This is a genomic window from Aquimarina rhabdastrellae, assembly GCA_947387485.1.
In the GTDB taxonomy this organism is placed as follows: Bacteria; Bacteroidota; Bacteroidia; order Flavobacteriales; family Flavobacteriaceae; genus Aquimarina.
The window spans coordinates 21,937-47,805 of sequence record CANDNT010000008.1; the positions used below are offsets into that span (position 1 = coordinate 21,937).

A 25,869-nucleotide genomic window follows, 5' to 3' on the forward strand; every position below is an offset into this window, starting at 1 on the left:
TTAAAAACAATTGGTCAGACTATTTAATTACAAGTTTGCGTTGTAATGTTTTTGTAGGTGTAGTCATTTGGTATAAATAAATACCACTAGTTAAATTTTTACCTTTTGCTACTCCATTCCAATCAATTGTATGCTTAATATTTCCTTTTACCTTTTCTGCTACAAACGTATGTACTTTTTGTCCTAATACATTGTATAGACTAATATCTACAAATGTATCTTCTGGTACACTATACGTTATCATCGTTTGATCTACTAATGGGTTAGGTACGTTTTGTGATAACGTAAATCCTAATTGTGCAGGAGCAGAAGTGATATTCTTTGTAAAGCTTAATACATATGGATTCTTATCATTACCTAAGATTTCATCTGCAACAAACGCTTCTTTATTATCTAATTCAAGAATTTCTTCACCGTTAAATAATTTAAAGTTTACTTCTCCTTCTGCTATTCCTCCTATACCTATATAATAGTGGAATTGTCCATTACTAAATTCAGCTTTAGCAACACCTCTTACTTCATCATTGATAAAGGCTGCGATCATATAAGATTGACTTTCGTCTAAAGTATTTGATGCTAATACTCCATTTACATACATAAATGATGGATATGCATTAGGATTCATCTCCCATCCTATAGTTTTCGCCTTTTCTTTAAATGACATTGCTGCTGTCATTTCTGAATTATTTACAGTTGATTTATTTAGGTTTGCCGCACTACTAGCGTCTGGTAATCCTCCTATAATTCCGCTATAATTCAATGTACCATTATTCTTCGATCTATAAATATATCCTTGACCTGGAGTAAGATGTGTTAACGTACCTTTCCATCCTTCTTCGGTATATTGTGCATATAAATCTCTACTTTGAATACGGTCATTTATGGCTACATCTTCAGATGTTAATGATCGTAATGCAAAACGGATACGTTGTAACTCATTAGGGTAGAAAGGCACTCCGTTAATAACTCTATTTCCTACTATCTCTAAATCTGTTCCTATAGGTACTTGAATACCTGACACTAACAATGTTTTATTTGTAGCAGATACCGATTGAATTTCATATACTCTTCTTACATCAATTGCTGTAATGTTACCTTCTAATTCACCATCTGTATTCACTGTTAACTTTTTAGTTCTATCGATGCGATCAAAGATCATATCTCCTTCTGTTAACCCTTCTAATGATGTTAATGATAACTCAAATGATGTTTCATTATCACGCACATTAAAACTCACATCTTGGAAACCTGGTACAATATTAATTCTACGTGTTAATTGCTCTCCTACTGTCATTGTTACTGGTGAATCGCTTCCTAATAATCCGTCTAATTCAAAATTATACGTTTCAATAATCCCTTGATATTCTTCACATTCTGATGCATCCCAAACTCTAAAATTCAGTGCTCCAGTATCACCAATTTTCCCATAAACAAATAAGTTTACAAGCCCATTACTTTCTACATGTGCACTACCTCGAATTTCTCCGTCAAGATATGCTACGATTTCATCTCTAGGATCTACAGATTGTATACCACCTATAATTACTTTACCAGTCATTACCATATTCCCAGAATAGACTCTACTATTAAATGAATAGTCTGGAGCAGCACATGTTACTTCTACCTCAACTGTAAATGTTTCTGTACCTAAACGTTCTCCTGTGTCTGCATTAAATGTTTCTATATTAACATTTGCTGTATGTATTCCAGCATTAAGATATGGTGCAATCTGGAATTCTAATTCTCTATTAGTTGTTCCTGCTGTTATAATATTCGTATCTTCTGGATCAGCACCATCTACAACAGTAATCCATCCTGGAAGACTTACAAATTTATAACTGATATCTGTTCCTCCTTCTTCATTTACTAAATCAATAGTATCAATTAAGGTTGATTCTCCTTGAGTCTGTTCAACACGAATGTTATTTTGACTCCATTGAATTGTATTTCTATTTATAATGAAATCCCATGATACTCCTTGAATTAAATTTCCTTCTGGATCTTCTAACTTACGGTCATTTATCATTGCTGTAAGTTTAGCTCCTTCTAATTCTTGATTTGTTAATACAGGTACTATATTTAATACTGTATTATTAACTGAAGCTGATAAAGTAAACTGTAATTCTTGTACCATTTTTGTAATATCTAATGGTGCCGCTACCTCTTCACCTATTACAAAATCCAATCCATTCTCTGTTGTACCAGTAGCTCTACCAGTAAAGTCTCTAATAGCCTCATCTTGCGCGCCATCTTCTCCCTCTGGAGCATTCTTATCAAAAACATAATATGCAAGAAGGTTAGTTTCATTTCCTATTAGTTGCTTATCCATATTCGAAGCTATCTCTAATACAGATCTAGCTTCTGTCCAGATACGTACTTCATCAAGTAACCCTACGTATGCATCTCCATTTACAGGTGTTGCAATTGTAATAGGCATTTCGTTTATCGTTAATCCATTATACACTCCTGAACCAGCTGATGCTCCATTAAAATAAATTTGAATAGCATTTGCCCCATCATATATCGCTGTTATATGTGTCCAAGTAAATGGTTGTAACGCTATAGAAGACATTACTGTTTCATTAACTAATATTTTACCTGAAGGCATTAACTCAATTTTATAGTTATCTCCTTTTTTGATAATAGGTACGTTAGTTCCTCTTGGGCGTTTTGATGGATTCACCCACATTTCTATAGTATATGCACCTTCAAGATCAAATTGAGGTTGATGAGGAATTGTAACTTCATCATTAATTTCTGCAAATTCTGCCGAAATTAAATCTCTAGGTGTTCCTCCTAATATACCACGTAGAGAAATATTACTACTTGTCGCTGTCACAGGATTAATAGCACTTGTAAATGTAGCTGAAATTGTTCCATCTGTTAAAACACCTCCTAGTACTGGATTTGTACTTACTACAGTTGGGGCCTGTCTTGCTATTCGTCCTTCTACATATGGTGTAGGATTCATTCTACTAGATGGTAATCCTGCTCCTCCATCATCACATACAGGTGTTACTCTAAAACTATATGTTCCATCTGGTAAAGAAGCTACATCTGCAGTATATGTTATATATCCATCATTTTGAAGATTATCTTTTAATTCTTGTAATGATACAGATTTTAATATTCTAGGTGTATTATTCCCTTGAATTGCATACTCTAAATCTACCGTAAATCCTTCTGGAGCTGTATCATTAGCTACTTCTGGGATTCTAAATCTAAATTCAAGTTCATCATTATCTGTATTATTAACTACCCAGTCTTCTGCTGGTTGATCAGGTATAACCTCTTCTATACAAGCTCCACTAAAATGTGCTGAAACTTCTATTTCATGGAAAGGTACTACTCCTACTTCTTGATATTCGTCTACACGATACGATGCATAATTAAATCCATCTTGTTCACACTCTGCATAAATTCTAATCTTGATATTTTCATATGAAATATCAGATGGGGCATCTGTTCCTTTCCCTATACGTAACTGTGCTGTAATCTCTTTACGAACTCCTGTATCTGAAGTTCCATCTGTTCCAAAGACAAACGGAGAAGATGTTGCTGGTTCAAAAATTGGAGATTCGTTTAATAATACAACTGCTCCTAAAGGATTGGACGCTCCATCCATTGCTACGATATATCGTTTTGGAGTAGCATCTGCTGCAACTTGTGTATTACGTAATGTTAAATTATATAATAATGTTTCATCTCCTGTACCATATGCTACATTTCTGTCTACTTCGATTTCTACTCCCTGACGAGGAACAGTTCCTGATTCAAATGGGCAAGAACTTTGTCCTGAAGTTGTTAAGAACATCGGTGTATCATACAATGGATGTCTACGAGTAATAAAATCTATCTGATCTCCAGAATCATCATCTGTTACTGTAAAACTATCTGTTCTAGAATTAGACGTATTTGTACCATCACTACCTCCAACAGTTCCTGATATACCAAGTTCTGTTCTTAAAGAAAATCGTACTCCAAATATTTTATTCTCTGTACTAAATCCACCTGATATCCCGGTTGTAACAGAACCACTATTTTGTTCACTACTTCCTACTTCTCTATTAATATTATAGGTAACGGTTAATAGTGAACTTACTGATAATTCTCCATCTAGTTGTGTAACAGCATCTCCTAATCGATCATCTCCTTCTACTTTTAAATCTTTAGTAGTACTTGAGAACGTAGGTGCTTTACTAAAGTACTCTTCTTTTTCTTCTCTAGTTCTTCTAGATACTATTGTTTTCCATGTATTGATTTCATATAGATATCCTCCTAACGTTTTATCTGTATTCTCATCTTCAATATCAATATTAAAACTTTCAATTGTACCATCAAGATCTAATGTATTACGTTCATCTATGATGTTTTGAGTAGTTCCATTAAGTTCATCATATTTACGAATAGCTATACGTTGTAAATCTTTAATAATTTCATCTTCGATTTGTTGTCTTGTAAAAACAAATGGAGTATGCTTATCTGCAGTTACTATAGTATCATTACGATCTATATCTGGGATACAATTTTTAACCTTAAGGTTACGTCCAGTACCAAACGTTAATACTTGTGAGGTTCCTACAAATACATCTGCATCTTCACCTACATAATCATCTGCTGTAGGAGTACTTATACTTTGATTTAATGTAACTCCATAAGTATTACCTGTAGTTCTACGATAAGTAGCACTAGTATTACTTCCGATTTCTGGATTAGCACTTGCTTCTACTATTTGTGTTGAAGTACCCACAGCCGTTCCTGCTCCAAGTGGTGCCGCTACTACTAAAGTCACCATTCTCGTATCTGTAGCAATACCTGCTGGAGTAGCTGTAAAACTTGCTGTTAGATCTGTTCCTCCTTCTACAGTATTACTAAACGAATAACTTGATCCTCTTTCTAAAGTAGAAGAACTTCCATCTCCTGGTGGATCGTGTAAAATAAATCCAACAGTAGGACTTACTAATGTAAAATCTGAATTCCCTCTTTGTGCCCCAGTTAAATATGCAACCTCATTTTCATTTTTACTTCTTCCATCATGTCCTACATCTATATTTAACTTTCTCAAATAATCTCCATCAAATTTTGGAGATCCTAAATTAACAACAAAGTTTGCTCTTCCTATTTCGTTTGTATGTGAATTGATGTTAGTTGTAATCATACTTCCTGCAAGATTTACATTAGCATTCTCTACAGGACATTTATTCTCTCCATAACGTTCAAATACTTCTACAGAAATTAATACTCCTTTACCAGCTTCAAGATTATAAATACTTTCATCAGCTCCACATGTTGGATTAATTAAACGATTTTGCAATTCTGTATCTGTTAAAACTACTTCGTTCTCTACATCTTCTGCTGTATAATTATAGAAAGTTGTTACTACTTCAAACTTATTTCTATATGAGAAATCAAAAGTTTTATTAGCTTCTCTAAGATCTATCGTAGACGATTGTATCAACCTTCCTGAGTTTTCATTTGTTATTTCAACTCTATATTGTCCAGGTAATAGATCGTTTACTGTGAAAATTGTACGATCTAAATTAAAGTGATTATCTGTAATCTCTACTTCAAATTCTGGAAAAGCTATATCTGTACGAACAATTTTCCCACTCCATTTTCCTACACCATTATCACATGGTACTACTATATTACCTATAAAAGATCTTCTTGATAAATTTTCAAAATTTAAACTTGAAATTGCTTCTAGCACAGGAAATCCATAAGTATCACTATCTTCTTCCCCTTCAGGGATATATCTTTCATTAAGTACTTTATATTCAAATTTGAAAGCTCTTGTATAAGCTACTGTAGATTTTGTAAATGATGCTCCACCTTCAAGCTGTAAAAATAAATTTTCTGTTGTAGTTGAGTCTACAGCTAAATTAAGTACTCTAGTTCCTCTTAAATGTTCAAATGTATAAGATAAGTTTAAATGTTCTTTGTCCTTTTCTATTACACGTCCTCTTCTGATATCTCTCAATTCATCTGCTGTATATGCTTCTGTTCTATATTCCAAAATATCAAGATTAGCTCTTGAAAAATTCACTAATGGATTTTCTAGATCATCTGTATGCTTTGCTCCTACGTATATTTTATCATCAATAGCTAACCCTGCCGATAAAACATCTGATCGATAATCTCCATTTACATATAAAGCTATTGTTGTATTTTTAGGATCAACTGTTAATGCAAAAAAGTCATATTCTGCTTGATTAGGGTCGATTATAGTTGATAAAGTCGTATCTGTTCCATTAAGTACAACTTGTAATCTATTATTATCTCGTAACTCAAGAACTAACTCTCCCCATTGTAAAATAGTTTGAACTGCTGGTATTGATACATTTGAATCTACTTCTATATCTGGATTAATAAATCCAGACCAAGTAAATGCTTGCGTGTTATCAATCGTTAATCTTTTACTAGATACTGCATATCCTGTTTCTCCATCAAAATCTAAGCTTGTTTTATCTAAAGAATCTTGATTTGAATCGATATCATCCTCGCTTACTGCTACTTGTGGAGCTACTCCAATAGTATGATTTCCTGGTGAAGCTGTAATCACATAAACTCCATCATTATTTGTAGTCACTTTTGCGTCTGGAGAAGTTGAGTTTACAACTGTTCCGTCTAATACTATACCTGTTCCTATTAATGTAGGATATTCTGCATATCCATCTTCTTCTGATGTATCTGGAACTCTATATACAATTCTACCTGATATAGGTAATGCAGAAACATCTGTAAAATCCGCTTGAACTGAATTTGGTTGTAATACTCTATCCACATCAACTACACGATCTTCTGGCATAAAAGAATGGTTAGGTTTTGATGGCCTAATTCTATATTCAAAAGCATTTCCTATACTACTAGAATTCTGTCTTCCTGAATTAAGTGATACAAAATTATACCTACCATCTTTATCTGTATACGTTCCATAAGTGATCTTAGGTTGTTCTGACGCTTCTAAATGTGTTAACTCAGACGTACTTATTCCTACTAATCTACCTCTAGTACTCGGTGCTTGATTATAAATACGATTTGTATCATCAAGATCTAATCGGTAATACGCCATTAAGTTCTCTGCTTCCTGCCCTTGATCTCCTCTACCAGCTATAATATGATTTGCATATCTGATTATATCTAGAGTTGTACGTTCTTCTTTCCAAATACGGATTTCGTCTATTTGATATTTTTGATTCACCTCTTCATTGAATGAAAATGAAGCTGTATTCCTTAAATCAACAGTAAACGGTGCTGTAACAGTTTCATTAGGCTTTACCTCTGTCTCTGCTCCTGTAGGTTTAATACCTCCATCAATATATATTTTTCCTCCGTTAGGTCCATATACAAATGCATAATGGTGCCAATCAGTATTATCTACATCTTTATCAATTATATTTCCATCTTCATCTCTTTCTATAATTCGTGTTGCTGCGATATATTCGTTATCATCTAATTGAATATTGATTCCGTTTTGATCCATATGGATTTCTGCAGCACCTAATTTAAAAATCGTATTATCTGCTCTAGGAGTTTCAGGTGTTTTATACCAGAATTCTATCATTCCTGTATAGTTTGCTCTACGAAAATCTTCTACTTCATTAATTATAATTGGACTAGATTCTGTTGTAAATTCTAATGCGCTTCCTGGATTATCACCATTAACTGGTATTGCTTCTACTAATGCTGTTTGGGTAGCTACATCAAGTGCTGTTTTAATTGTCCCATTTACTTCTCCATTTGCAAATACAAATCCTACATCTTGACCTGAGTTTCCTCTTACATTATCTTCTTTGATTGCTTGTACTGTATACTCATATAACTCATTAGGTAAAATATCTTGATCAAAAACACGTATATATTCTGATACAATATTATTGGCTACATCAGATTTTGTTTCTATCTCAATAGGTTCTCCTACTTCTTGTACATTTTTACGTAAAATTCTATATGCAATTGCACCTTTAATATGTGGCCATCTCAATTCTACTCCATTACGTCCACCAGAAATTCTAGCGTCTAATCCATTTCCATCTGAAGCTACTAATAAGATATCCGCCAACTCATAAATTGGATGTTCTGCATCGTTACGTAATTCGGCAAAACGTTTTCCTCCTACGTAGTTACTAGTTATAAAACTTTCTACTGTAGAGATTTCTTCTCTATCTAAAGCTGTCAAAGCATTTTTCCATGACGTATTTTCTAATGCTGGTAGATTTGCTACTACAGCCTCTTCAAACACATCATTTACATATGCAATGACTAATCCTTGACTATAAAATCCTTCTAGAGATGTAGTCGTTTCGTTAAATAACGAGCGGTAATGCATTTCTTCAATTTGTGCTCTAGTCCTTGCTTTATTCCATGCTCTATATTCTGCAACAAATAATTGATCTTGAGGATCGATTGTCATGTATAAAAACTCTGGAGCTATTGAAGCATACTGAATTAATGAACGTTCTACTCCATCAATATATACACGTACATTATTTGCTGTTGTATTAAATACTAAAGCAAAATGATGCCAGGTATCATTAAATAATTGATCTTGTCCATTTAATTCTATAAGATTAACAGCTTCTCCTACTGTCACATTTACGTGTGAAGCACTTACAGCTACACTAAACTCATCTGAACCTGTAAGTAAATTTGACAATGTCCATGGCGCATAGCTAGGTCTAGCTGCGTGTGGTTCTTTTGCTGCTTTTGCCCAAAATTCTATCGTCGCCTTTCCTGTTTCTCCAGTTTGGATAAGGTCTGCATCAAGTCTAGTTTGTGTATCAAAATGACTAGTGTAATTATTAGCTCCTCTTATCTGTAGTACTGCAGGTCTATTGCTTTGTGCAATACCAGTCATCACAGTACTAAACACTATCCAGATAAGTGCCTTATTAAGGATATTAAGTATAGTATTTTTCATAGATTTTCTTTTTTTAGAATACATTAGTTACACGTTGAATAGTGAATCTATATGTATCACTGATATTACCTCCATTACCGATAGGATTACCCGAAGTGGTGCTATAACCTACCGAGTAAGCATCTCCTGTAGGGAATAATCCTATGCCATGTTTATCAATTCCATCTGCCTGAATTACAACTTCATCTGAATTATTTCCTGCAAATCCTATTTCCCATGTAAATAATTCTAAGTCGTTTGTATCTGTAATTGGACTAAATACCAATTCGTTTGTACTGTTATTGCTTGCTCCAGATTTGCGTTTTAGAAAATAATTTTTCTTTTTGGCTGAAGCTATCAATACTTTACCTGTACTAGTTCTTTTAAGTATGAATGCTTGTAAAAATCCATCTCTACCATTAAAAGTTTCATTTGAGATTTTTACTGCATTTGCTTTGTTTGAACTCAAATCGTGGTGCAAAACCATCTTATTCCCATTATTATCAAGCCTTTTACTCACAAAACGAAATAACTGCGTATCTTGAGCTTGGGACATACCTATGGCTGCCATGCATAAAACTATGCACAGAAATATCTTATTTTTCATATGTGTCTAGGAATTTATTTTTGCTTAGAAATAAGCTCTTTCAAAGCCGATTTTAATACTTCGATATCTTGCTTTAAACTCTTAATTTCGTTTTCTTGACTGATTGTATGTAGTGTAAGTTCTTCTACTTTTTCAACTAATATTGTATTGATTTGTCCTACATTCATTCCGTTAGCTACTACTTCTGCTTCAGAAGGTACGTTAGGTAAATGCTTATTTTCTTTGATATAAGCAGCTACTTCGTTTAACGGCATCAGGTTATAATCTTCAGCAAATACATAATCAGGAAATGACCCTACATTTAATACTACTCTATCTGTTGTTATTGTTCCGTCTTGTACTCTAGTTTTTTCATCTCCATTTGAATTTCTAAACGAAATTGCATCATCATTTCCTGCATTATCAGAATCTGGTTGTAAAACTAATTCTCCAGAACTTTGGTAACTAGCTCCCGAACCAACACGTACAGCTGTATTCATTTTTAAAACTCCATCTTTAACCCATCCAGTTTCGTCATTTCCACTATTTCTAAACGAAATTCTATCATCTCCATTATCATCTACATCTGGATGTAAAATTATAGGACCCCAGCTCTGGTATTCTCCACTATCTACTCTAAGGTTTCCTTCACGAACATGAAGTTTTTCTGCTGGACTAGTTGTTCCTACTCCCACATTATCATCTATATAAAGGTTATTTTGAAATCTTGAATTTGTAGATACCGTAAAGGTATTAAAGCTCATTTCTGCAACATTCTTAACTGTTCCGTTTTGCCCTACTCTAAATTGTATGTCTTCATCACTTGCATTATTAGCATCTGCATTTGATGTTAAATTGATACCTCTATTACTTTGAAAATTTACATGGGTTCCTACTGGGTTATAAATATTACTGCTTCCTTTTCTACCGTTAAAAATGAATGCATTATCATTCATTTCGGCAATAGTATTATCCCCTCCTATTTGGAATCTTATATATTCATGATGTCTACTATTATCGTTATTCGCTCTTATTTTTACACCATCATTTTGATTAATATCTGCTCCATAAGATTGTGCATATGTAGAATAAGCTCCTAACATAAATGCTAGCAATCCTAAGGATTTAATCGTTTTGTTTTTCATAGTTCATTGTTTTTTATTATTAGTTTATTTTAAGTGCTTTAATACTTACCTATTTTTCAAGCTTTTCACTTCTTTTAGCAATTCTTTGATTAAGGTATCTTGTTGCTCTAAGTGTTGTGATAACGTTTTTATTTTATTCTCTTGATCAATCGTATGTAACGTCAATTCTTCCACTTTTTCTACTAGTATTGTATTGATTTGCCCTACACTCATTCCGTTAGCTATCACTTCTGCTTCAGATGGTACATTAGGTAAATGCTTATTTTCTTTAATGTAAGTTTCTACTTCATTCAATGGCATTAAATTGTAATCCTCTTCAAATACATAATCAGGAAATGACCCCACATTTAATACTACTCTATCTGTTGTTATTGTCCCGTCTTGTACTCTAGTTTTTTCATCTCCATTTGAATTTCTAAACGATACAAAATCATCCCCTCCATTTCTCTCGATATCTGGTCTTAATACTAATCCTCCTGTACTGTGAATTTCGCTTCCTACACCATTTACAGTATTTAATCGTAATCGTCCATCATGAATTCTAGCTGTTTCTACATTATCACTATTCAAGAATGTAATAACGTCATCTCCACTTTTATCAACATCTGGACGAAATACTACATGTCCCCAGCTTTGATATTGCCCACTATCTACTCTTAAATGTCCATCTTTTATATGAACACTCGTCGCTGGATTTGATATCCCTACTCCTAAACGACTGTTTGAACCACCTGAAAGACGTAATCCTCTCTCTGCATAAATTTTATTATGTCCTATGATTTCACTATTAGATGCGTTTGATCTAAGGTGCGTTAAATACATAGAATAATTAGAAGATACATGTGCATTACGATTCATGTTTATTTGAGCATTAACTTTTGTATGTTTTTCTAACACTACCTCATTATGTTTTGCTCTTACCGCAGTGATATGTCCACCTCCACCACCTGGAATACCTACATTTAACAGTATAGGCTCTTGATGATCAGATCCATCTGAGTTTGATTTAATAATGATTGCTCTTTTGTTTTGAATGTAATGGAAGTCTTGTCCGTAAGTTGTTAAACTAAATAGCCCCATTCCCAACGCTGCTATTGCTAATTGAAGTGTTTTCTTTTTCATTTCATTCATTGTTTTTTTGTTTGCTTTGTTTTTTATGCTAGCCTATGTCGCTTACTTTTTAACTTTACTTACAATAAAATTTATGTTTTTTTTAACTCTTGGTTTTATTCTTTTAACAGAAACAAGCTTTTAATAGCTTTTTTTTAATCTCTTTTTATTATGAATAAAATTGATAGTTTGATGTAGTTTTTTATTGTATTTCAAAAGCTTATGCATAGTACTACTAAATTTGATACCAAATGTCGAACACTTTTGTTTACTACCAAGTGATTTGTATCACTATGCTGCAACAATCACAATGTGATCCACATCACTTTTATACTTGTAACGAATGGTATTAGGCTAAATACTATCAGAATTTGGAATAAATTCGTATTTTCTTTTACGGTTTTACCACATATTTTATATGGTTTTAACTTTATGATAACATAACTCTTAACTTTTGATTAACAGCTTTTATTTTCAATATTCACATTTTCTTAACACTTTAAACACACCACACTAACTTATTATCAAACAAATAATTACCATAAAAAAACGAATATAAAAACCTTAATACCCTAGTGTTTTAGGGGATTAATAAACCTCTTATACATTTACGGAAAAAGCGTAAAATTCAATCACTCCTCCTAATTTAAATCATAAAAAAATCAAAGATAATTATGTAAGTTTCCTGTCAGTTTTAACACAAATTGTTAACAATCAACTCTAAAAACTTATATCTAACACATACCAATCATGCAATTCATAGATCTCTTAAAACTAGACCCCCAGTTGACAGAACTTATTAAACAACATGCTATTGAAAAAAAATATGAATCAGGAGATATGATTATTTCTCAAGGTGCTTACAAAGATCAAACTGCTTTTATTACTAATGGATTATTAAAGGTGTTTATAGAGCAAGAAAACAGTTCTTTATTATTATATCACCTATGTAATGAGAGTAATTGCATCGCTAGTTTCATGAATATTTTTACAAATACTCCTATCGAAGTTTCCATGCAAGCCATACATGACTCTACATTATTATGGGTTTCTAATGCAAAAATTATAGAATGGTCTGAGCAATTTATGTGCTTAAAATTAGCTTTAATAAATTCTTATCAGAACAATCGTTATCACTTAAGAAACGCTTTAAAAAATCTAACTATAAACACCCTTGAAGATCGTTTATATGAGTATTTAAAAACTAAATCTAGGCATTATAAAACTAGTGATTTAAAAATACCTCATTCAGAAATTGCTATGGATCTCAACTTTTCAAGAGAAGCTATTTCTAGAGCAGTAAAACGTTTAGAAATCATCAAGAAAGTTATTCGAAAACCTCGTTCTATAGTACTGGTAAATGTTTGATTTTTATTATATCAATTGCTTTACTTAGATTTAGACACTCATTCATTTCTATGATGTTTATATTTTATTAAGACATCGTAGAAGATTACCAAGCATTTAGCTTATTTACTAATTTAAAATCAATATTATAATTATCATTAAACCAAAAACGAAAACTTAATAACCTGATACATTATTCAATGAAACTTATCGAAAAACTACCCTTTAGACAAGAACTCATTGATCTTATTGGTCAATATGGGTCAATCAAAACTTACCCTGCTGGAACACCTCTAGTAAATGACAGTTGTAGTGAAAAAGACAGTCTTTTTATTTTAGAAGGAGTTATTAAACTATTTATTGAACATCAAAACAGAAAAATTTTATTATATCACATAGAAGATAATGATGTATGTATCTTAAGCTATATGGATATTTTTAGCGATCATCCTGTTCAATACTCTTCTGTTGCTGTAAAAGATACTACGCTTTTATTTATCCCTAATGATAAATTATTAGAATGGTCAAAGGATTATTCTGAATTAAGAACTATTATTGTAAGTAGTTATCAAAAGAATTATTCTTGTCTTTTAAATACTATTAAAGAGTTCATTGGACAATCTCTTGAAAGTCGTCTTTATAGTTATTTAAAATTAAAATCTATTCATGCAAAATCTTTAGAACTTAAAATTCCGCATAACGAAATTGCTATGGAATTAAACTTTTCTAGAGAAGCGATTACTAGAGCTATTAAAAAGCTTGAAGATGATCAAAAAGTAATACGCAGGCCAAGATCTATTGTTCTCTTAGAAAATCATATAGCATCTGCCTAACCCCTTAACTTCCCCTCCCATTTCCAAAAATATTTTACAAGCCCTTAGTTAAAATCAATTGGTTGAAACTACGGGCTTTTTTAAACAAAAAAGAGTAATCAAAATAATACAATTTGACTACTCTCTTTTTCTTTTCTTTAGGCTTTCAGAAAAGTTAAAACATTTTCTTCTATTCGCCTTTCTATATTCGATACATCTGATTTCTCAAACTTCTCTCCTGTAATATTCTCGTAAAGTTCTATATAGCGGTCTGATACTGTCTGGATATATGCTTCATTCATTTCTGGTATTTCTTGACCTTCTTTACCTTGAAACTCATTTTGAATCAACCATTGTCTAACAAACTCTTTGGATAATTGTTTTTGAGCTTCTCCTTTTTCCTGACGCTCTGCATATCCATCTGCATAAAAATAGCGAGAAGAATCCGGAGTATGAATTTCGTCTATTAATACAATCTTTCCATCTTTAGTTTTCCCAAATTCATATTTGGTATCAACTAATATCAATCCTCTTTCTGCTGCTATTTCTGTTCCTCTTTGAAATAGTTTTCGTGTATAGTCTTCTAATATTAAATAATCTGCTTCTGATACAATACCATGTGTCAAGATTTCTTCTCTAGAAATATCCTCATCATGCATACCGTTATCTGCCTTTGTAGATGGAGTTATAATAGGTTTAGGAAATTTATCATTTTCCTGTAAGCCTTCTGGCATTGCTACACCACATAACATACGTTTTCCTGCTTTGTATTCTCTAGCAGCATGTCCAGATAAATAACCACGTATAACCATTTCTACTTTAAAAGGTTCACAGCGATGACCTATAGCGACATTAGGGTCTGGAGTTGCAATTAACCAATTGGGTACCAAATCTTCTGTAGCTTTCATCATTTTCGTTGCTATTTGATTCAGTATTTGTCCTTTAAAAGGTATTCCTTTAGGCATCACTACATCAAACGCAGATAATCGATCTGTAGCAATCATAATTAAAAGATCATCTGCTATAGCATAGACCTCTCTTACTTTTCCTTTGTATACAGATTCTTGATTTGGGAATTTGTAATTTGACTGGGTAATAGTGTTCATTGTGTTGTGTTGTAAAAGTAGTCTCCAGTAGCTTTGATAGTATTAGTAGCTATCATTTCACTACACTACTATCACTCATTTATTTATGTTAATCTCTATTTTCTATCGCTTTATAGGCTTCGATCACTTTTTTAACTAATCGATGTCGTATTACATCTTTATCATCTAAGAAAATCATTCCTATTCCTTTTACATCTTTTAAAACAAGTAATGCTTCTTTTAATCCCGAAATCACTCTACGTGGCAAATCTACTTGTCCTGGATCTCCTGTAATCATAAACTTAGCATTACGTCCCATACGTGTTAAAAACATTTTCATTTGCGCATGGGTTGTATTTTGTGCTTCGTCCAAGATTACAAACGCATTGTCTAGAGTTCTACCTCTCATAAATGCCATAGGAGCAATTTGAATAATTCCTTTTTCTATAAAACTATCCAGTTTTTCTGCTGGGATCATATCTCGTAATGCATCGTATAGTGGCTGCATATAAGGATCTAGTTTTTCTTTCATATCTCCAGGAAGAAATCCTAAATTCTCTCCTGCTTCAACTGCTGGTCTTGTTAAAATTATTCGCTTTACTTGTTTTTCTTTTAAAGCTTTTACGGCTAATGCTACTCCAGTATATGTTTTACCTGTTCCTGCTGGACCAATAGCAAATACCATATCATTTTTATGCATTAACTCAACTAACTTGCGTTGATTAGGTGTTTGCGCTTTGATCAATTTCCCTCCTACTCCATGAACCAAAATCTCATCTTTGGTACTTGAAGACGCATCATAAGTAGTTTTGCTATCACTTGTTAAAATACGTTCTATAGCATTTTCATCTAATTTATTGTATTTCATAAAGTGATCTAGAACCATATTGAATCGTTTATCAAACTCTTCAAGCATTTGTTCATCGCCGTACACTTTTATTTTACTTCCGCGTGCAATTATTTTTAACTTTGGAAAATATTTTTTGAGCAGTTGTATGTTTGTATTTTGAAGTCCAAAAAAATCTCTTGGGCTTATTTCGGTAAGTTCAATTATAAGTTCGTTCAAAAGTATACAAATTTTAGTATGATTTGTTTTGAGTATTAACTAAGTTTGCTCAACAAATTTACATAATTTTTAATTGCTTAACATTATAAAGATAGCAACAATTCAATTCATTTCATATAAATGTCTATAATTACCTTAACAACAGATTTTGGAACGAAAGATCATTTTGCTGCTGCTGTTAAAGGAGCCATTTATTGTGAACTCCCTGACGCTAGGGTAGTTGACATTTCTCATGAGGTTTCGCCATTTCATATTACTGAAGCGGCATACATCATCCAGAACGCTTATAAAAGTTTTCCAAAAGGAAGTATTCATATTATAGGTATTGATAGTGAACTACATCCAGAAAACGAACATATAGCGGTTGCTCTAGATGGTCATTACTTTGTTTGTGCTAATAATGGACTCATGTCATTGATTGCATCTGAGTATAAACCTGAAAAAATTGTTGAAATCAATTTACCTGGAAGTGTTAAGACTAATTTCCCTGTACTAGATGTTTTTGTGACTGTTGCTTGTCATATTGCTAGAGGAGGTACTTTGGAAATTATAGGAAAACAAATCCCTACTATCAAGACTATAAAAGGAATTACACCTATTGTCAATCTTGGTAACAAACAAATTGTAGGTAGTATTATTTATATTGATAATTACGGTAATCTTATTACTAATATTACCCGTAGTTTATTTGATGAGATTCGTCAAGATCGCCCATTTAAAATTACTGCCAGAACCGCTGTATTTGATGCTATTTATGATAGCTACAGTGGTGCTATTAATTTTGATATCGAAAAAAGTAAACGTGAAGAAGACGGAAAGAAGATTGCTGTTTTTAACTCTTCTGGTTATTTAGAATTAGCTATATATAAAAGTAATCCTAAAACTGTAGGAGGTGCTTCTAGTTTGTTTGGGTTAAGATATAGAGATACTGTAAGTATTAATTTTGAAGAAATAATATGATTATTAGAATCGTAAAAATGGGATTTGTTCCCGAAGAAATAGATAATTTCTTAGCTGTATTTGATGCCTCAAAAGAAAAGATTAGACATTTTGAAGGTTGTACTCATCTACAGTTATTAAGAGATGAACATCATTCTCATCAATTTTTCACTTATAGTCACTGGAAATCTGAAGAAGCATTAAATAAGTATCGCCATTCTGCGTTATTCAAAGAAGTTTGGGCAGAGACTAAAAGTAAATTTAATCAAAAACCCGAAGCTTGGAGTGTTCATGAAGTAGTTCATGTAAAGTAATTATCATTTTACTTTAACAACACTTTTTAAATTATAAGTTTTAAGATTACACACTATGTTAGCATTGATACGAAAAGAGATTACTACCTTTTTTGCTTCGGCTGTTGGATATCTCGTTATCGCTATTTTTTTAATCCTTAATAGCCTTTTTTTATGGGTATTTAAAAGTGAGTTTAACATTTTTGATACTGGATTTGCTAGTATCGCTCCATTCTTTCAAGTTGCTCCTTGGATTTTACTATTCTTGATTCCTGCTGTAACTATGCGCAGCATCTCTGAAGAACGTAAATTAGGTACTTTAGAATTACTATTGGTTAAACCATTTAGTCATCTACAATTAGTTTTAGGGAAATATTTTGGAGCTTTCCTCCTTATTTTTATTGCTCTTATTCCTAGTTTACTGTATGTACTGACAATTATACAATTAGGTGATCCTATAGGTAATTTTGATCTTGGGAGTACTCTTGGTTCTTATATAGGATTACTATTATTATGTGCTTTATATACTGCTATAGGTATTTTTGCTTCGGCAATTACACCTAATCAAATTGTAGCTTTTTTGGTAGCTACATTTTTGTGCTTCTTCTTCTATTTTGGATTTAGTGGTATAGCTAATTACCAATTTTTAGGAGAACTAGATTATATTATTGAACAATGGGGAATGCAACTGCATTACGAACGTATTAATCGCGGAATCATTGATTCTAGAGATGTTTTTTATTTTTTAGGTTTAACCGCATTTTTTATTGTTCTTACTACAACATTTTTAACTAAAAAAACGACTAAATTCCGTTTTCAATATATAGGTATCGCTCTAGTTGCTGTTTTCCTAATTAATATTATAGGAAACAACTTTTATAAACGATTTGACCTTACTCAAGATCAACGTTTCACAGTTTCTGAAGCTACTGAAAATATTATATTAGATGTCAATACTCCTATTATTATTGATGTTTTATTAAAAGGTAGTTTTCCTGCCGAATTTAAACGTTTACAAGCAGAGACACGTCAATTACTTGAAGAATTCAATGCTTTAAACCCAAATGTAAAATATGTTTTTACTGATCCTTTTGAAGGAGAAGAAGATCATGCTGCTACATTAAATCAATTACAACAATATGGTCTAACCCCTCTTGAAGTAAGTGTTCAAGAGAATGGAAAAAAAGAAACTGAGGTTGTTATTCCTTGGGCAATAGCAAATTTTCAAAACCGCAGTGTAAAAATTCCTTTACTAAAAAACACCATTGGTGCTACAACAAATGATCGTGTAACCAATTCTATACAACAACTAGAATATGCTTTTGCAGATGGTTTTAGTAAACTTATTTATCCTAAAAAGAAAAAGATTGCCATGCTTAAAGGTAATGGGCAATTACCTGATATTAAAATAGCTGATTTTGTAAAAACACTACAAGACTACTATTTTGTAGGCGCATTTACTTTAGACTCTGTAGCAAGCAACCCTAAGAAAACGCTTCAGGATTTAAAACAATATGATTTGATTATCAATGCAAAACCTACTCAAGCGTTTAGTGATAAAGAAAAATACGTACTTGATCAACACCTAATGCACGGAGGAAAAGCTTTGCATCTGGTAGAAAGCGTAGCAATGGAGTTAGATAGTTTATTTTCTCCTACAGGAAGTACATTAGCTTTTTATCGTGATTTAAATCTTAAGGATGCCTTTTTCTCGTATGGAGCCCGAATTAATCCTGTAATCATTAATGATTTATATTCTGCACCATTAGTTTTAGCCTCTGGTCAAGGAAACAATACACAATTTACTCCATATCCGTGGTATTATGCTTCATTAGCAAAAAACAATACAATCACCGCTGCTCCAATTGTAAAAAATATCGAAGCTGTAAAATTCGAGTTTTCTAATCAAATCGATACATTAAAAAACGATATCAAGAAAACAATTTTATTAAGTAGCTCTGACAAAACAAAATTAGATGGAGTACCTAAACAATTTTCTATCAACGATATTAGAAAGAAACCTAACTTAGAGAGTTACAATAAAGGTGCGCAGCCATTAGCTGTTTTACTAGAAGGAAAGTTTAAATCTGCTTATAAAAATAGAGTAAAGCCTATAAAGTTAGATGAAGAAAAAGATCTTAGTATCGAAACTAAATTAGTACTTATCTCTGATGGTGATATTATCAAAAATAATATTAGCAAAGGACAACCTCTAGCCTTAGGATACGATCCATATACTTTTACTACATATGGTAATAAAGAATTTTTATTAAATACAGTAAACTATTTACTAGACGATACTGGCTTAATTAGTGTACGTAGTAAAGAGGTGATCATACCTTTCTTATCGGTAGAAAAGATCGTAGCTAATCGTGCTAAATGGCAATTAATCAACCTTATACTTCCTTTGGTTATTTTAGGATTATTTGGTTTTGTATTCTTTGCTTTTCGAAAAAGAAAATATGTAAAATAAAAACTAGAGATATATTACAAGTTTTTCTTTCAAAAGTGGTATTTTCGACCTATATTTCGTAGAATTTACAAAGACAAAATATTTTTGTCAAAAAAATAAAATAACAGAGAGGTGATCTATGAAATCGCCTATTCTAAGGATAAAAAAGCTATATTTGCGTAAACTCTTGATAACTATTAACAGATGAAATTTATAGTATCCAGTTCTTATTTATTGAAACAACTACAAGTTTTAGGTGGTGTAATTAATAACAGTAACACCTTACCTATTCTTGATAATTTCTTATTTGAACTTAATCATAACACATTAACAGTTTCTGCATCAGATCTAGAAACTACAATGTCGGCAAAATTAGATGTAGAATCAGGTGATGAAGGAACGATTGCTGTGCCAGCAAAATTACTTTTGGATACCTTAAAAACATTTCCTGAGCAACCGCTTACGTTTATTATTGAGTCAAATAATACTATCGAAATCAGTTCTAATCACGGTAAATATGCACTTGCATATGCTAATGGAGAAGAATTCCCTAGAGCTGTAGAACTTGAAGATCCTAGTTCTACTACTATCTCTGGAGATATTTTATCTACTGCAATTAGCAAAACCATTTTCGCTTCTGGTAACGATGATTTACGACCAGTAATGAGTGGTGTGTTCTTTCAGTTTTCTACAGAGAGTTTAACTTTTGTAGCTACAGATGCACACAAACTTGTAAAATATGCTAGAGAGGATGTAAAAGCTTCTCAAACAGCTGAGTTTATTATGCCAAAGAAACCTTTGAACTTATTAAAAGGTATTCTTTCTGGCAATGAATCTGAAGTATTGATCGAATATAACGAAGCTAACGCTAAATTTACTTTTGATAATACACAATTGATTTGTCGTTTAATCGATGGGAAATACCCTAATTATGAAGCAGTAATTCCTAAAGAAAACCCTAATAAATTAACTATTGATCGTACACAGTTTTTAAATTCTGTACGTAGGGTTTCTATCTTCTCTAATAAAACCACACATCAAATTCGTTTAAAGATTGCTGGTGCTGAATTAAATATTTCTGCAGAAGATATCGATTACTCAAACAAAGCAGAAGAACGTCTTACTTGTGATTATCAAGGAGATGATATGCAAATTGGGTTTAACTCTCGTTTCTTGAGCGAAATGCTTAATAATCTTAATGCAAACGAAGTTCAACTTGAGATGTCTCTTCCTAACCGTGCAGGTATCCTTACTCCTATTGATGGATTAGATGAAGGAGAACAAGTCACTATGCTTGTAATGCCTGTAATGTTAAACAGCTAATATTAAATTATACTTTTTATATAATTTCAACTCCGATTAATATATAATCGGAGTTTTTTTATGCCTCATTTTCTTATTTTATACGAATGTTACTATCAATAATGTGCCATAAACTATGATTTACAATTTTAAATCCATATATCTTCCCTCCTATAGTTTATTATAAAAAATACACTTTTAAAATGATGTGTTTTAATGATTATTCTCTTCCATATTTTTTCTTAAAAAAAACCAAAAACAGCCTGTATTCTTCCCTATTACTCCATTTTTTAATACCTTGTTAACTCGAATTTTAAAATCTATTTATAATGATCTCGACTCGATTAAAGTCGGCAAGTTTATGTGTTTTAATCGCATTTGCTAGTTGTAATCAAAAAAAAGAGAAAGTGGAAGAAACTACTACTCCTAAACAAGACGTTAGCACTAATGTTTTATTAGATGAATGGACAGGTCCTTATGGGGGTGTTCCGGCTTTTGATAAAATGAACATTAGTAATGTTAAAGCCGCTATGGAAAAAGGGATGGCTTTACAGCTTAAAGAAATTGATGCTATTACAGCTAATACAGAAGCTCCTACATTTGAAAACACTATTGTTGCTATGGAACGTGCCGGCAGTGTATTAGATCGAGTTTTTACGTACTATGGTATATGGAGTAGCAATATGTCTTCTCCAGAATTCAGAAAAATTCAAGGAGAAATGGCTCCAAAGCTTTCTGAGTTTTCTTCTAAAATTTCGCAAAACGAAAAGTTATTCCAGCGTGTTAAAGCTGTTTATGACGCTGCAAAAGAAAATCCATTACCAGCAGATCAACAACGTGTATTACAGTTGACTTATGAAGGTTTTGCTATGAATGGTGCCGAATTAGATGCTGAGAAAAAAGCACGCTATGCAGCTATCAATAAAGAGCTTTCTTCATTATATACTAAATTCTCAAACAATGTATTAGCCGATGAAGAAAACTATGTAACATATATTAATAAAGATCAGTTAAACGGTTTACCTGAATCTTTTGTTAAAGCTGCTGCCAAAGCTGCTACAGACAGAAGTCACGAAGGACAATATGCTATTACAAATACTAGATCTTCTATGGATCCTTTCTTAACATATTCAGACGAAAGAGCTTTAAGAAAGAAAGTATGGGAAACTTATTATTCTCGTGGTGATAATAGTGATGAGCATGATAACAATAAAATCATTGCCGAAATCCTTCGCCTACGTAAAGAACGTGTAGGATTATTAGGTTATGATAATTATGCAGATTGGAGACTACAAAACCGTATGGCAAAAACTCCAGAAAATGCAATGAATCTTATGAATGCTGTATGGCCAGCTGCTATTGCAAGAGTAAAAGAAGAGGTTGCAGATATGCAAGCTGTTGCAGATGCTAATGGTGATAAGATTACCATCGAACCATGGGATTATCGCTATTATGCAGAAAAAGTAAGAAAGAAAAAATACGACTTAGATTCTGACGAAGTAAAACAATATTTACAATTAGATAAATTAACTCAAGCTTTATTCTTTACAGCTGGTGAGTTATTTAACTATGATTTTAAACCTGTTCCAGAAGGTAGTGTTCCTGTTTTCCAAGAAGATGTAAAAGTTTGGGAAGTAACAGACAAAACTACTGGAGATCATATTGGTTTATGGTATCTTGATCCATTTGCAAGAAAAGGTAAGCGTTCTGGTGCATGGGCAACTACTTATAGAAGTCATACTACTTTTGATGGTAAAAAAACGGTATTGGCTTCAAACAACTCAAACTTTGTTAAGCCTGCTCCTGGTGAGCCTGTATTAGTTTCTTGGGATGATGCAAATACATTTTTCCACGAATTTGGACATGCTTTACACTTTTTCTCTTCAAATGTAAAATATCCTACTTTAAATGGTGGTGTAAGAGATTATACAGAATTCCAATCTCAATTATTAGAGCGTTGGTTATCTACAGATAAAGTGATTAATCAATTCTTAGTACACCAAGCCACAGGAGAGGTTATTCCTCCTGCATTAGTTGCAAAAATTAAAAAGGCTGCGACATTTAATCAAGGGTTTGCTACTACAGAATATCTTGCCTCTGCTTTAATTGATATGAAAATTCATACTGTAGATCCAGCAAATTTAGATGTTGATGCTTTTGAAAGAGAAACACTTGCTGATTTAAAAATGCCTAAAGAGTTAGTGATGCGTCACCGTACTCCTCAATTTGGACATGTATTTTCTGGAGAAGGTTATGCTACTGCTTATTATGGTTATATGTGGGCAGATGTATTAACTTCTGACGCTTCTGAAGCTTTTGCTGAAGCACCAGGTGGTTTTTATGATAAGGATGTTGCTGCAAAATTGGTAAAATATTTATTTGCACCTAGAAATGCTATGGATCCTGCTGAAGCTTATCGTAAATTTAGAGGACGTGATGCTTCTATTGATGCCTTAATGAGAGATAGAGGTTTTCCTGTTCCTAAAAAATAAAAAAGTTTTTTACTATTTATATTAATAAAACTCCTGTAATGATTTACAGGAGTTTTGTTTTCTTATATTACTATCATGCTTGATATCTTATTTAATTACATGAATCGTTATGTTTCTTTTACTAAAGAAGAAGTACATAATTTTGTTCAATTTACTACTCAAGAAACTTATAACAAAAAAGATATCCTGCTTAAAGAAGGACAGGTTTGTAATCAATATTTTTTCATCCTTAAAGGTATCATTCGTATATACCAATATTCTCCTAAAGGAAAAGAAATCATAACCTTATTTGGTAAAGAAAATTGGTGGATTACAGATCATGAGAGTTTTACTTTACAAACGCCTTCTTCTCAATATATACAAGCTTTAGAAAAACTAGAAATTCTCTCGTTAACTCATCATAATTATGAAAAAGCGCTATGTTCTAACCCTAAATTAGAACGCTTTTTTAGAATCATCACAGAACGAGCCTATATTGCATCTCAACGTAGAACATTACATCTTACACAACTATCTATAGAAGACCGCTATCATACCTTTGTTAACGGTACAGATGGTTTTGCTCATCGTATACCTCAATACATGTTAGCTTCTTATCTAGATTGTACTCCAGAATTTCTAAGTACTATAAAAGCACAATCTTTTTAATTTCTTAAGGTATCTTATTTTTTTCTCTTATGCATTTCATCAACTTTGTGTAGCTAAAAAAATGAATTATTATGCCTAGAATTTCATACCAAGATATCCCAGAAGAACTCTTTAATGTCATGAGAGCTATTGGTGATTATTTATCCAAAACATCATTAGATCATCAACTATTAGAATTAGTTAAATATCGCGTTTCACAGATTAACGCTTGTGCTTATTGTTTAGACATGCATTATAAAGAAGCTATTCATGCAGGCGAAACTGAATTACGTTTACATTTACTAGCTGCCTGGCGAGAAACTGATTTATTTAACGATAAAGAAAAAGCTGTTTTGGCTTTTTCTGAAGCATTAACTTTGGTTGCACAACAACATATGAATGATACTGTTTATGATACCTTATCTACTTACTTCTCATCTAGCGAAATCGCTAATCTCTCACTCGCTATTGTAGAGATCAATAGTTGGAATCGATTGATGAAAGCCTTTAAATTTGAAGCTGGTCACTACCAAGTTCATTCTTAAAATAAAAAAAGCGGGGTATCTCGCTTTTTTCTATTTTTAAACTTGTTATGAAATTTATTATCTATAGTTATTTTTATCCTGCAAAGATTATCTCTTATATTCAACAAGAATTTCAAGATACTCTTTTAAGAAATGGTATTTATTGGTCTTGTTTTATGGGATTCTGTAATATCTTTATAAATAGTCCTTTTGATTCAACTCAAAATTGGTTTACATTTATTTTACGTCTAGCTATTTCTGCTACATTTTATGTCATCTTCTTTTTAGGTATGAGTTATCTTTTAGATTGGTGTATAAAACTAGTAAAAGGTTCTGTATATGCAATAGATTCTTATGCTTTAATACTTTTTACTCATTTTCCATTATTTCTAACAAATACATTAATATCCATTTTAGGTTTAGATCGTTTTTCTCTTCAAGAAAATTTCTATTCTTTTCTATTTTTTATTCTCTCCTCATTTTCCTCATACAGAATATTTTTTAATGGATTACGATATATTCATTCCTTATCTATCATAAAAGCTGTGTTCCTTTCAATTCCATTACTTCTCTTCATTTTATATAATTTCCTAATTTTACAATAATTCATTAGTTCAAATCTATTTTTATGAAAAACGAAATTACCATCACTCCTTATATTTCTTTATATCAAGATGATTTTAGAATATTAAATGAAACTTGGATTAAACGTTATTTTAAGATGGAAGATTCTGATTATAAATCGTTATTAAATCCTCAAGAATATATTATTGATAATGATGGACATATTCTTGTTGCGTTATATAACACTAAGGTTGTAGGTGTTTGTGCTTTAATAAAAATGGATCATCCACTTTTTGATTATGAATTAGCAAAAATGGCTGTTGACTCCTCTATTCAAGGTAAAGGTATTGGTTTTTTATTAGGTCAAGCTATAATAGATAAAGCTAAATCTCTTAATGCAAAAAATCTGTATTTAGAAAGCAATACCATTCTTGAACCTGCAATCAATTTATATTATAAACTTGGTTTTAAAAAGATTGAAGGAATCAAATCTCCTTATGAACGTTGCAATATTCAAATGGAATTAACCTTATAAAAATACGTGATTTTAGTATTTAAAAACCAATGATCTTTATCATTCTTCTTACCTAAAGAAGCTGTTTTCTTTGTATGAGAAATATAAATTT

At 32.0% G+C, this 25,869-nt stretch carries 17 protein-coding genes; 11 read left to right on the forward strand and 6 right to left on the reverse strand.

The features are described 5' to 3' along the window. Positions 1-19: 19 nt before the first annotated feature. The 4 genes from ACYEKI_RS12870 to ACYEKI_RS12885 are packed head-to-tail and all read right to left on the reverse strand — an operon-like array spanning position 20 to position 11,752. The gene (locus ACYEKI_RS12870) at positions 20-8,920 is read right to left on the reverse strand and encodes a LamG-like jellyroll fold domain-containing protein (RefSeq protein ID WP_459211603.1); all 8,901 of its coding nucleotides are present in this window, start codon (positions 8,918-8,920) and stop codon (positions 20-22) included. Between the two features lie 13 nt (positions 8,921-8,933). Continuing rightward, a complete protein-coding gene (locus tag ACYEKI_RS12875; protein ID WP_459211604.1) occupies positions 8,934-9,506 on the reverse strand; it encodes a hypothetical protein in 573 nt (190 codons plus the stop codon). Between the two features lie 14 nt (positions 9,507-9,520). Beyond that, a complete protein-coding gene (locus tag ACYEKI_RS12880) occupies positions 9,521-10,630 on the reverse strand; it encodes a hypothetical protein (protein ID WP_459211605.1) in 1,110 nt (369 codons plus the stop codon). 45 nt (positions 10,631-10,675) lie between these two features. Beyond that, complete coding sequence (locus ACYEKI_RS12885; protein WP_459211606.1) at positions 10,676-11,752, reverse strand: hypothetical protein; 1,077 nt, start codon at positions 11,750-11,752, stop codon at positions 10,676-10,678. 738 nt (positions 11,753-12,490) lie between these two features. Here ACYEKI_RS12885 and ACYEKI_RS12890 point away from each other — a divergent pair. Further along, positions 12,491-13,108, forward strand: a complete 618-nt coding sequence (locus ACYEKI_RS12890) for a Crp/Fnr family transcriptional regulator (RefSeq protein WP_459211607.1) — start codon at positions 12,491-12,493, stop codon at positions 13,106-13,108. Between the two features lie 179 nt (positions 13,109-13,287). Continuing rightward, positions 13,288-13,920 carry a Crp/Fnr family transcriptional regulator gene (locus ACYEKI_RS12895; RefSeq protein ID WP_459211608.1) on the forward strand — a complete coding sequence of 211 codons (633 nt, stop codon included), beginning with the start codon at positions 13,288-13,290 and terminating at the stop codon, positions 13,918-13,920. Between the two features lie 137 nt (positions 13,921-14,057). Here the strand turns inward: ACYEKI_RS12895 and ACYEKI_RS12900 are convergent, their stop codons facing one another. Together ACYEKI_RS12900 and ACYEKI_RS12905 are read right to left on the reverse strand one after the other, a co-directional pair. Then, positions 14,058-15,005, reverse strand: a complete 948-nt coding sequence (locus ACYEKI_RS12900) for a phosphoribosylaminoimidazolesuccinocarboxamide synthase (protein ID WP_459211609.1) — start codon at positions 15,003-15,005, stop codon at positions 14,058-14,060. Positions 15,006-15,093: 88 nt separating this feature from the next. Next, positions 15,094-16,050 carry a PhoH family protein gene (locus ACYEKI_RS12905; RefSeq protein ID WP_459211610.1) on the reverse strand — a complete coding sequence of 319 codons (957 nt, stop codon included), beginning with the start codon at positions 16,048-16,050 and terminating at the stop codon, positions 15,094-15,096. 120 nt (positions 16,051-16,170) lie between these two features. On the opposite strand from ACYEKI_RS12905, the gene ACYEKI_RS12910 reads away from it, so the two are divergent. From ACYEKI_RS12910 to ACYEKI_RS12950, 9 genes are all read left to right on the forward strand, one after another. Then, entirely contained in the window at positions 16,171-17,010 is an 840-nt protein-coding gene (locus ACYEKI_RS12910; RefSeq protein WP_459211611.1) for an SAM hydrolase/SAM-dependent halogenase family protein, read from the forward strand. Beyond that, entirely contained in the window at positions 17,007-17,303 is a 297-nt protein-coding gene (locus tag ACYEKI_RS12915; RefSeq protein WP_459211612.1) for a putative quinol monooxygenase, read from the forward strand. The genes ACYEKI_RS12910 and ACYEKI_RS12915 overlap by 4 nt, the downstream gene beginning before the upstream one ends. Before the next feature lie 55 nt (positions 17,304-17,358). Then, positions 17,359-19,755, forward strand: a complete 2,397-nt coding sequence (gene gldG, locus ACYEKI_RS12920; protein ID WP_459211613.1) for a gliding motility-associated ABC transporter substrate-binding protein GldG — start codon at positions 17,359-17,361, stop codon at positions 19,753-19,755. Positions 19,756-19,938: 183 nt separating this feature from the next. Further along, positions 19,939-21,057, forward strand: coding sequence for a DNA polymerase III subunit beta (gene dnaN / locus ACYEKI_RS12925; RefSeq protein WP_459211614.1), 1,119 nt, complete (start codon positions 19,939-19,941; stop codon positions 21,055-21,057). A 308-nt stretch (positions 21,058-21,365) separates the two neighbouring features. Next, positions 21,366-23,528, forward strand: coding sequence for a M3 family metallopeptidase (locus tag ACYEKI_RS12930; RefSeq protein ID WP_459211615.1), 2,163 nt, complete (start codon positions 21,366-21,368; stop codon positions 23,526-23,528). Positions 23,529-23,603: 75 nt separating this feature from the next. Next, positions 23,604-24,176, forward strand: coding sequence for a Crp/Fnr family transcriptional regulator (locus tag ACYEKI_RS12935; protein WP_459211616.1), 573 nt, complete (start codon positions 23,604-23,606; stop codon positions 24,174-24,176). A 71-nt stretch (positions 24,177-24,247) separates the two neighbouring features. Further along, the gene (locus ACYEKI_RS12940; RefSeq protein WP_459211617.1) at positions 24,248-24,700 is read left to right on the forward strand and encodes a carboxymuconolactone decarboxylase family protein; all 453 of its coding nucleotides are present in this window, start codon (positions 24,248-24,250) and stop codon (positions 24,698-24,700) included. Between the two features lie 47 nt (positions 24,701-24,747). Further along, a complete protein-coding gene (locus tag ACYEKI_RS12945) occupies positions 24,748-25,284 on the forward strand; it encodes a YIP1 family protein (RefSeq protein ID WP_459211618.1) in 537 nt (178 codons plus the stop codon). Between the two features lie 23 nt (positions 25,285-25,307). After that, complete coding sequence (locus ACYEKI_RS12950; protein ID WP_459211619.1) at positions 25,308-25,778, forward strand: GNAT family N-acetyltransferase; 471 nt, start codon at positions 25,308-25,310, stop codon at positions 25,776-25,778. Positions 25,779-25,869: the final 91 nt, after the last annotated feature.

Bases quoted from the DNA above. Each gene is read 5' to 3' on its own strand.
- gldG (WP_459211613.1), top strand. From the start codon at position 17,359: ATGTTAGCATTGATACGAAAAGAGATTACTACCTTTTTTGCTTCGGCT.
- ACYEKI_RS12910 (WP_459211611.1), top strand. From the start codon at position 16,171: ATGTCTATAATTACCTTAACAACAGATTTTGGAACGAAAGATCATTTT.
- ACYEKI_RS12900 (WP_459211609.1), bottom strand. From the start codon at position 15,005: ATGAACACTATTACCCAGTCAAATTACAAATTCCCAAATCAAGAATCT.
- ACYEKI_RS12895 (WP_459211608.1), top strand. From the start codon at position 13,288: ATGAAACTTATCGAAAAACTACCCTTTAGACAAGAACTCATTGATCTT.
- ACYEKI_RS12950 (WP_459211619.1), top strand. From the start codon at position 25,308: ATGAAAAACGAAATTACCATCACTCCTTATATTTCTTTATATCAAGAT.
- ACYEKI_RS12930 (WP_459211615.1), top strand. From the start codon at position 21,366: ATGATCTCGACTCGATTAAAGTCGGCAAGTTTATGTGTTTTAATCGCA.
- ACYEKI_RS12870 (WP_459211603.1), bottom strand. From the start codon at position 8,920: ATGAAAAATACTATACTTAATATCCTTAATAAGGCACTTATCTGGATA.
- ACYEKI_RS12915 (WP_459211612.1), top strand. From the start codon at position 17,007: ATGATTATTAGAATCGTAAAAATGGGATTTGTTCCCGAAGAAATAGAT.
- ACYEKI_RS12940 (WP_459211617.1), top strand. From the start codon at position 24,248: ATGCCTAGAATTTCATACCAAGATATCCCAGAAGAACTCTTTAATGTC.
- ACYEKI_RS12935 (WP_459211616.1), top strand. From the start codon at position 23,604: ATGCTTGATATCTTATTTAATTACATGAATCGTTATGTTTCTTTTACT.
- ACYEKI_RS12885 (WP_459211606.1), bottom strand. From the start codon at position 11,752: ATGAAAAAGAAAACACTTCAATTAGCAATAGCAGCGTTGGGAATGGGG.
- ACYEKI_RS12945 (WP_459211618.1), top strand. From the start codon at position 24,748: ATGAAATTTATTATCTATAGTTATTTTTATCCTGCAAAGATTATCTCT.
- dnaN (WP_459211614.1), top strand. From the start codon at position 19,939: ATGAAATTTATAGTATCCAGTTCTTATTTATTGAAACAACTACAAGTT.
- ACYEKI_RS12890 (WP_459211607.1), top strand. From the start codon at position 12,491: ATGCAATTCATAGATCTCTTAAAACTAGACCCCCAGTTGACAGAACTT.
- ACYEKI_RS12875 (WP_459211604.1), bottom strand. From the start codon at position 9,506: ATGAAAAATAAGATATTTCTGTGCATAGTTTTATGCATGGCAGCCATA.
- ACYEKI_RS12880 (WP_459211605.1), bottom strand. From the start codon at position 10,630: ATGAAAAACAAAACGATTAAATCCTTAGGATTGCTAGCATTTATGTTA.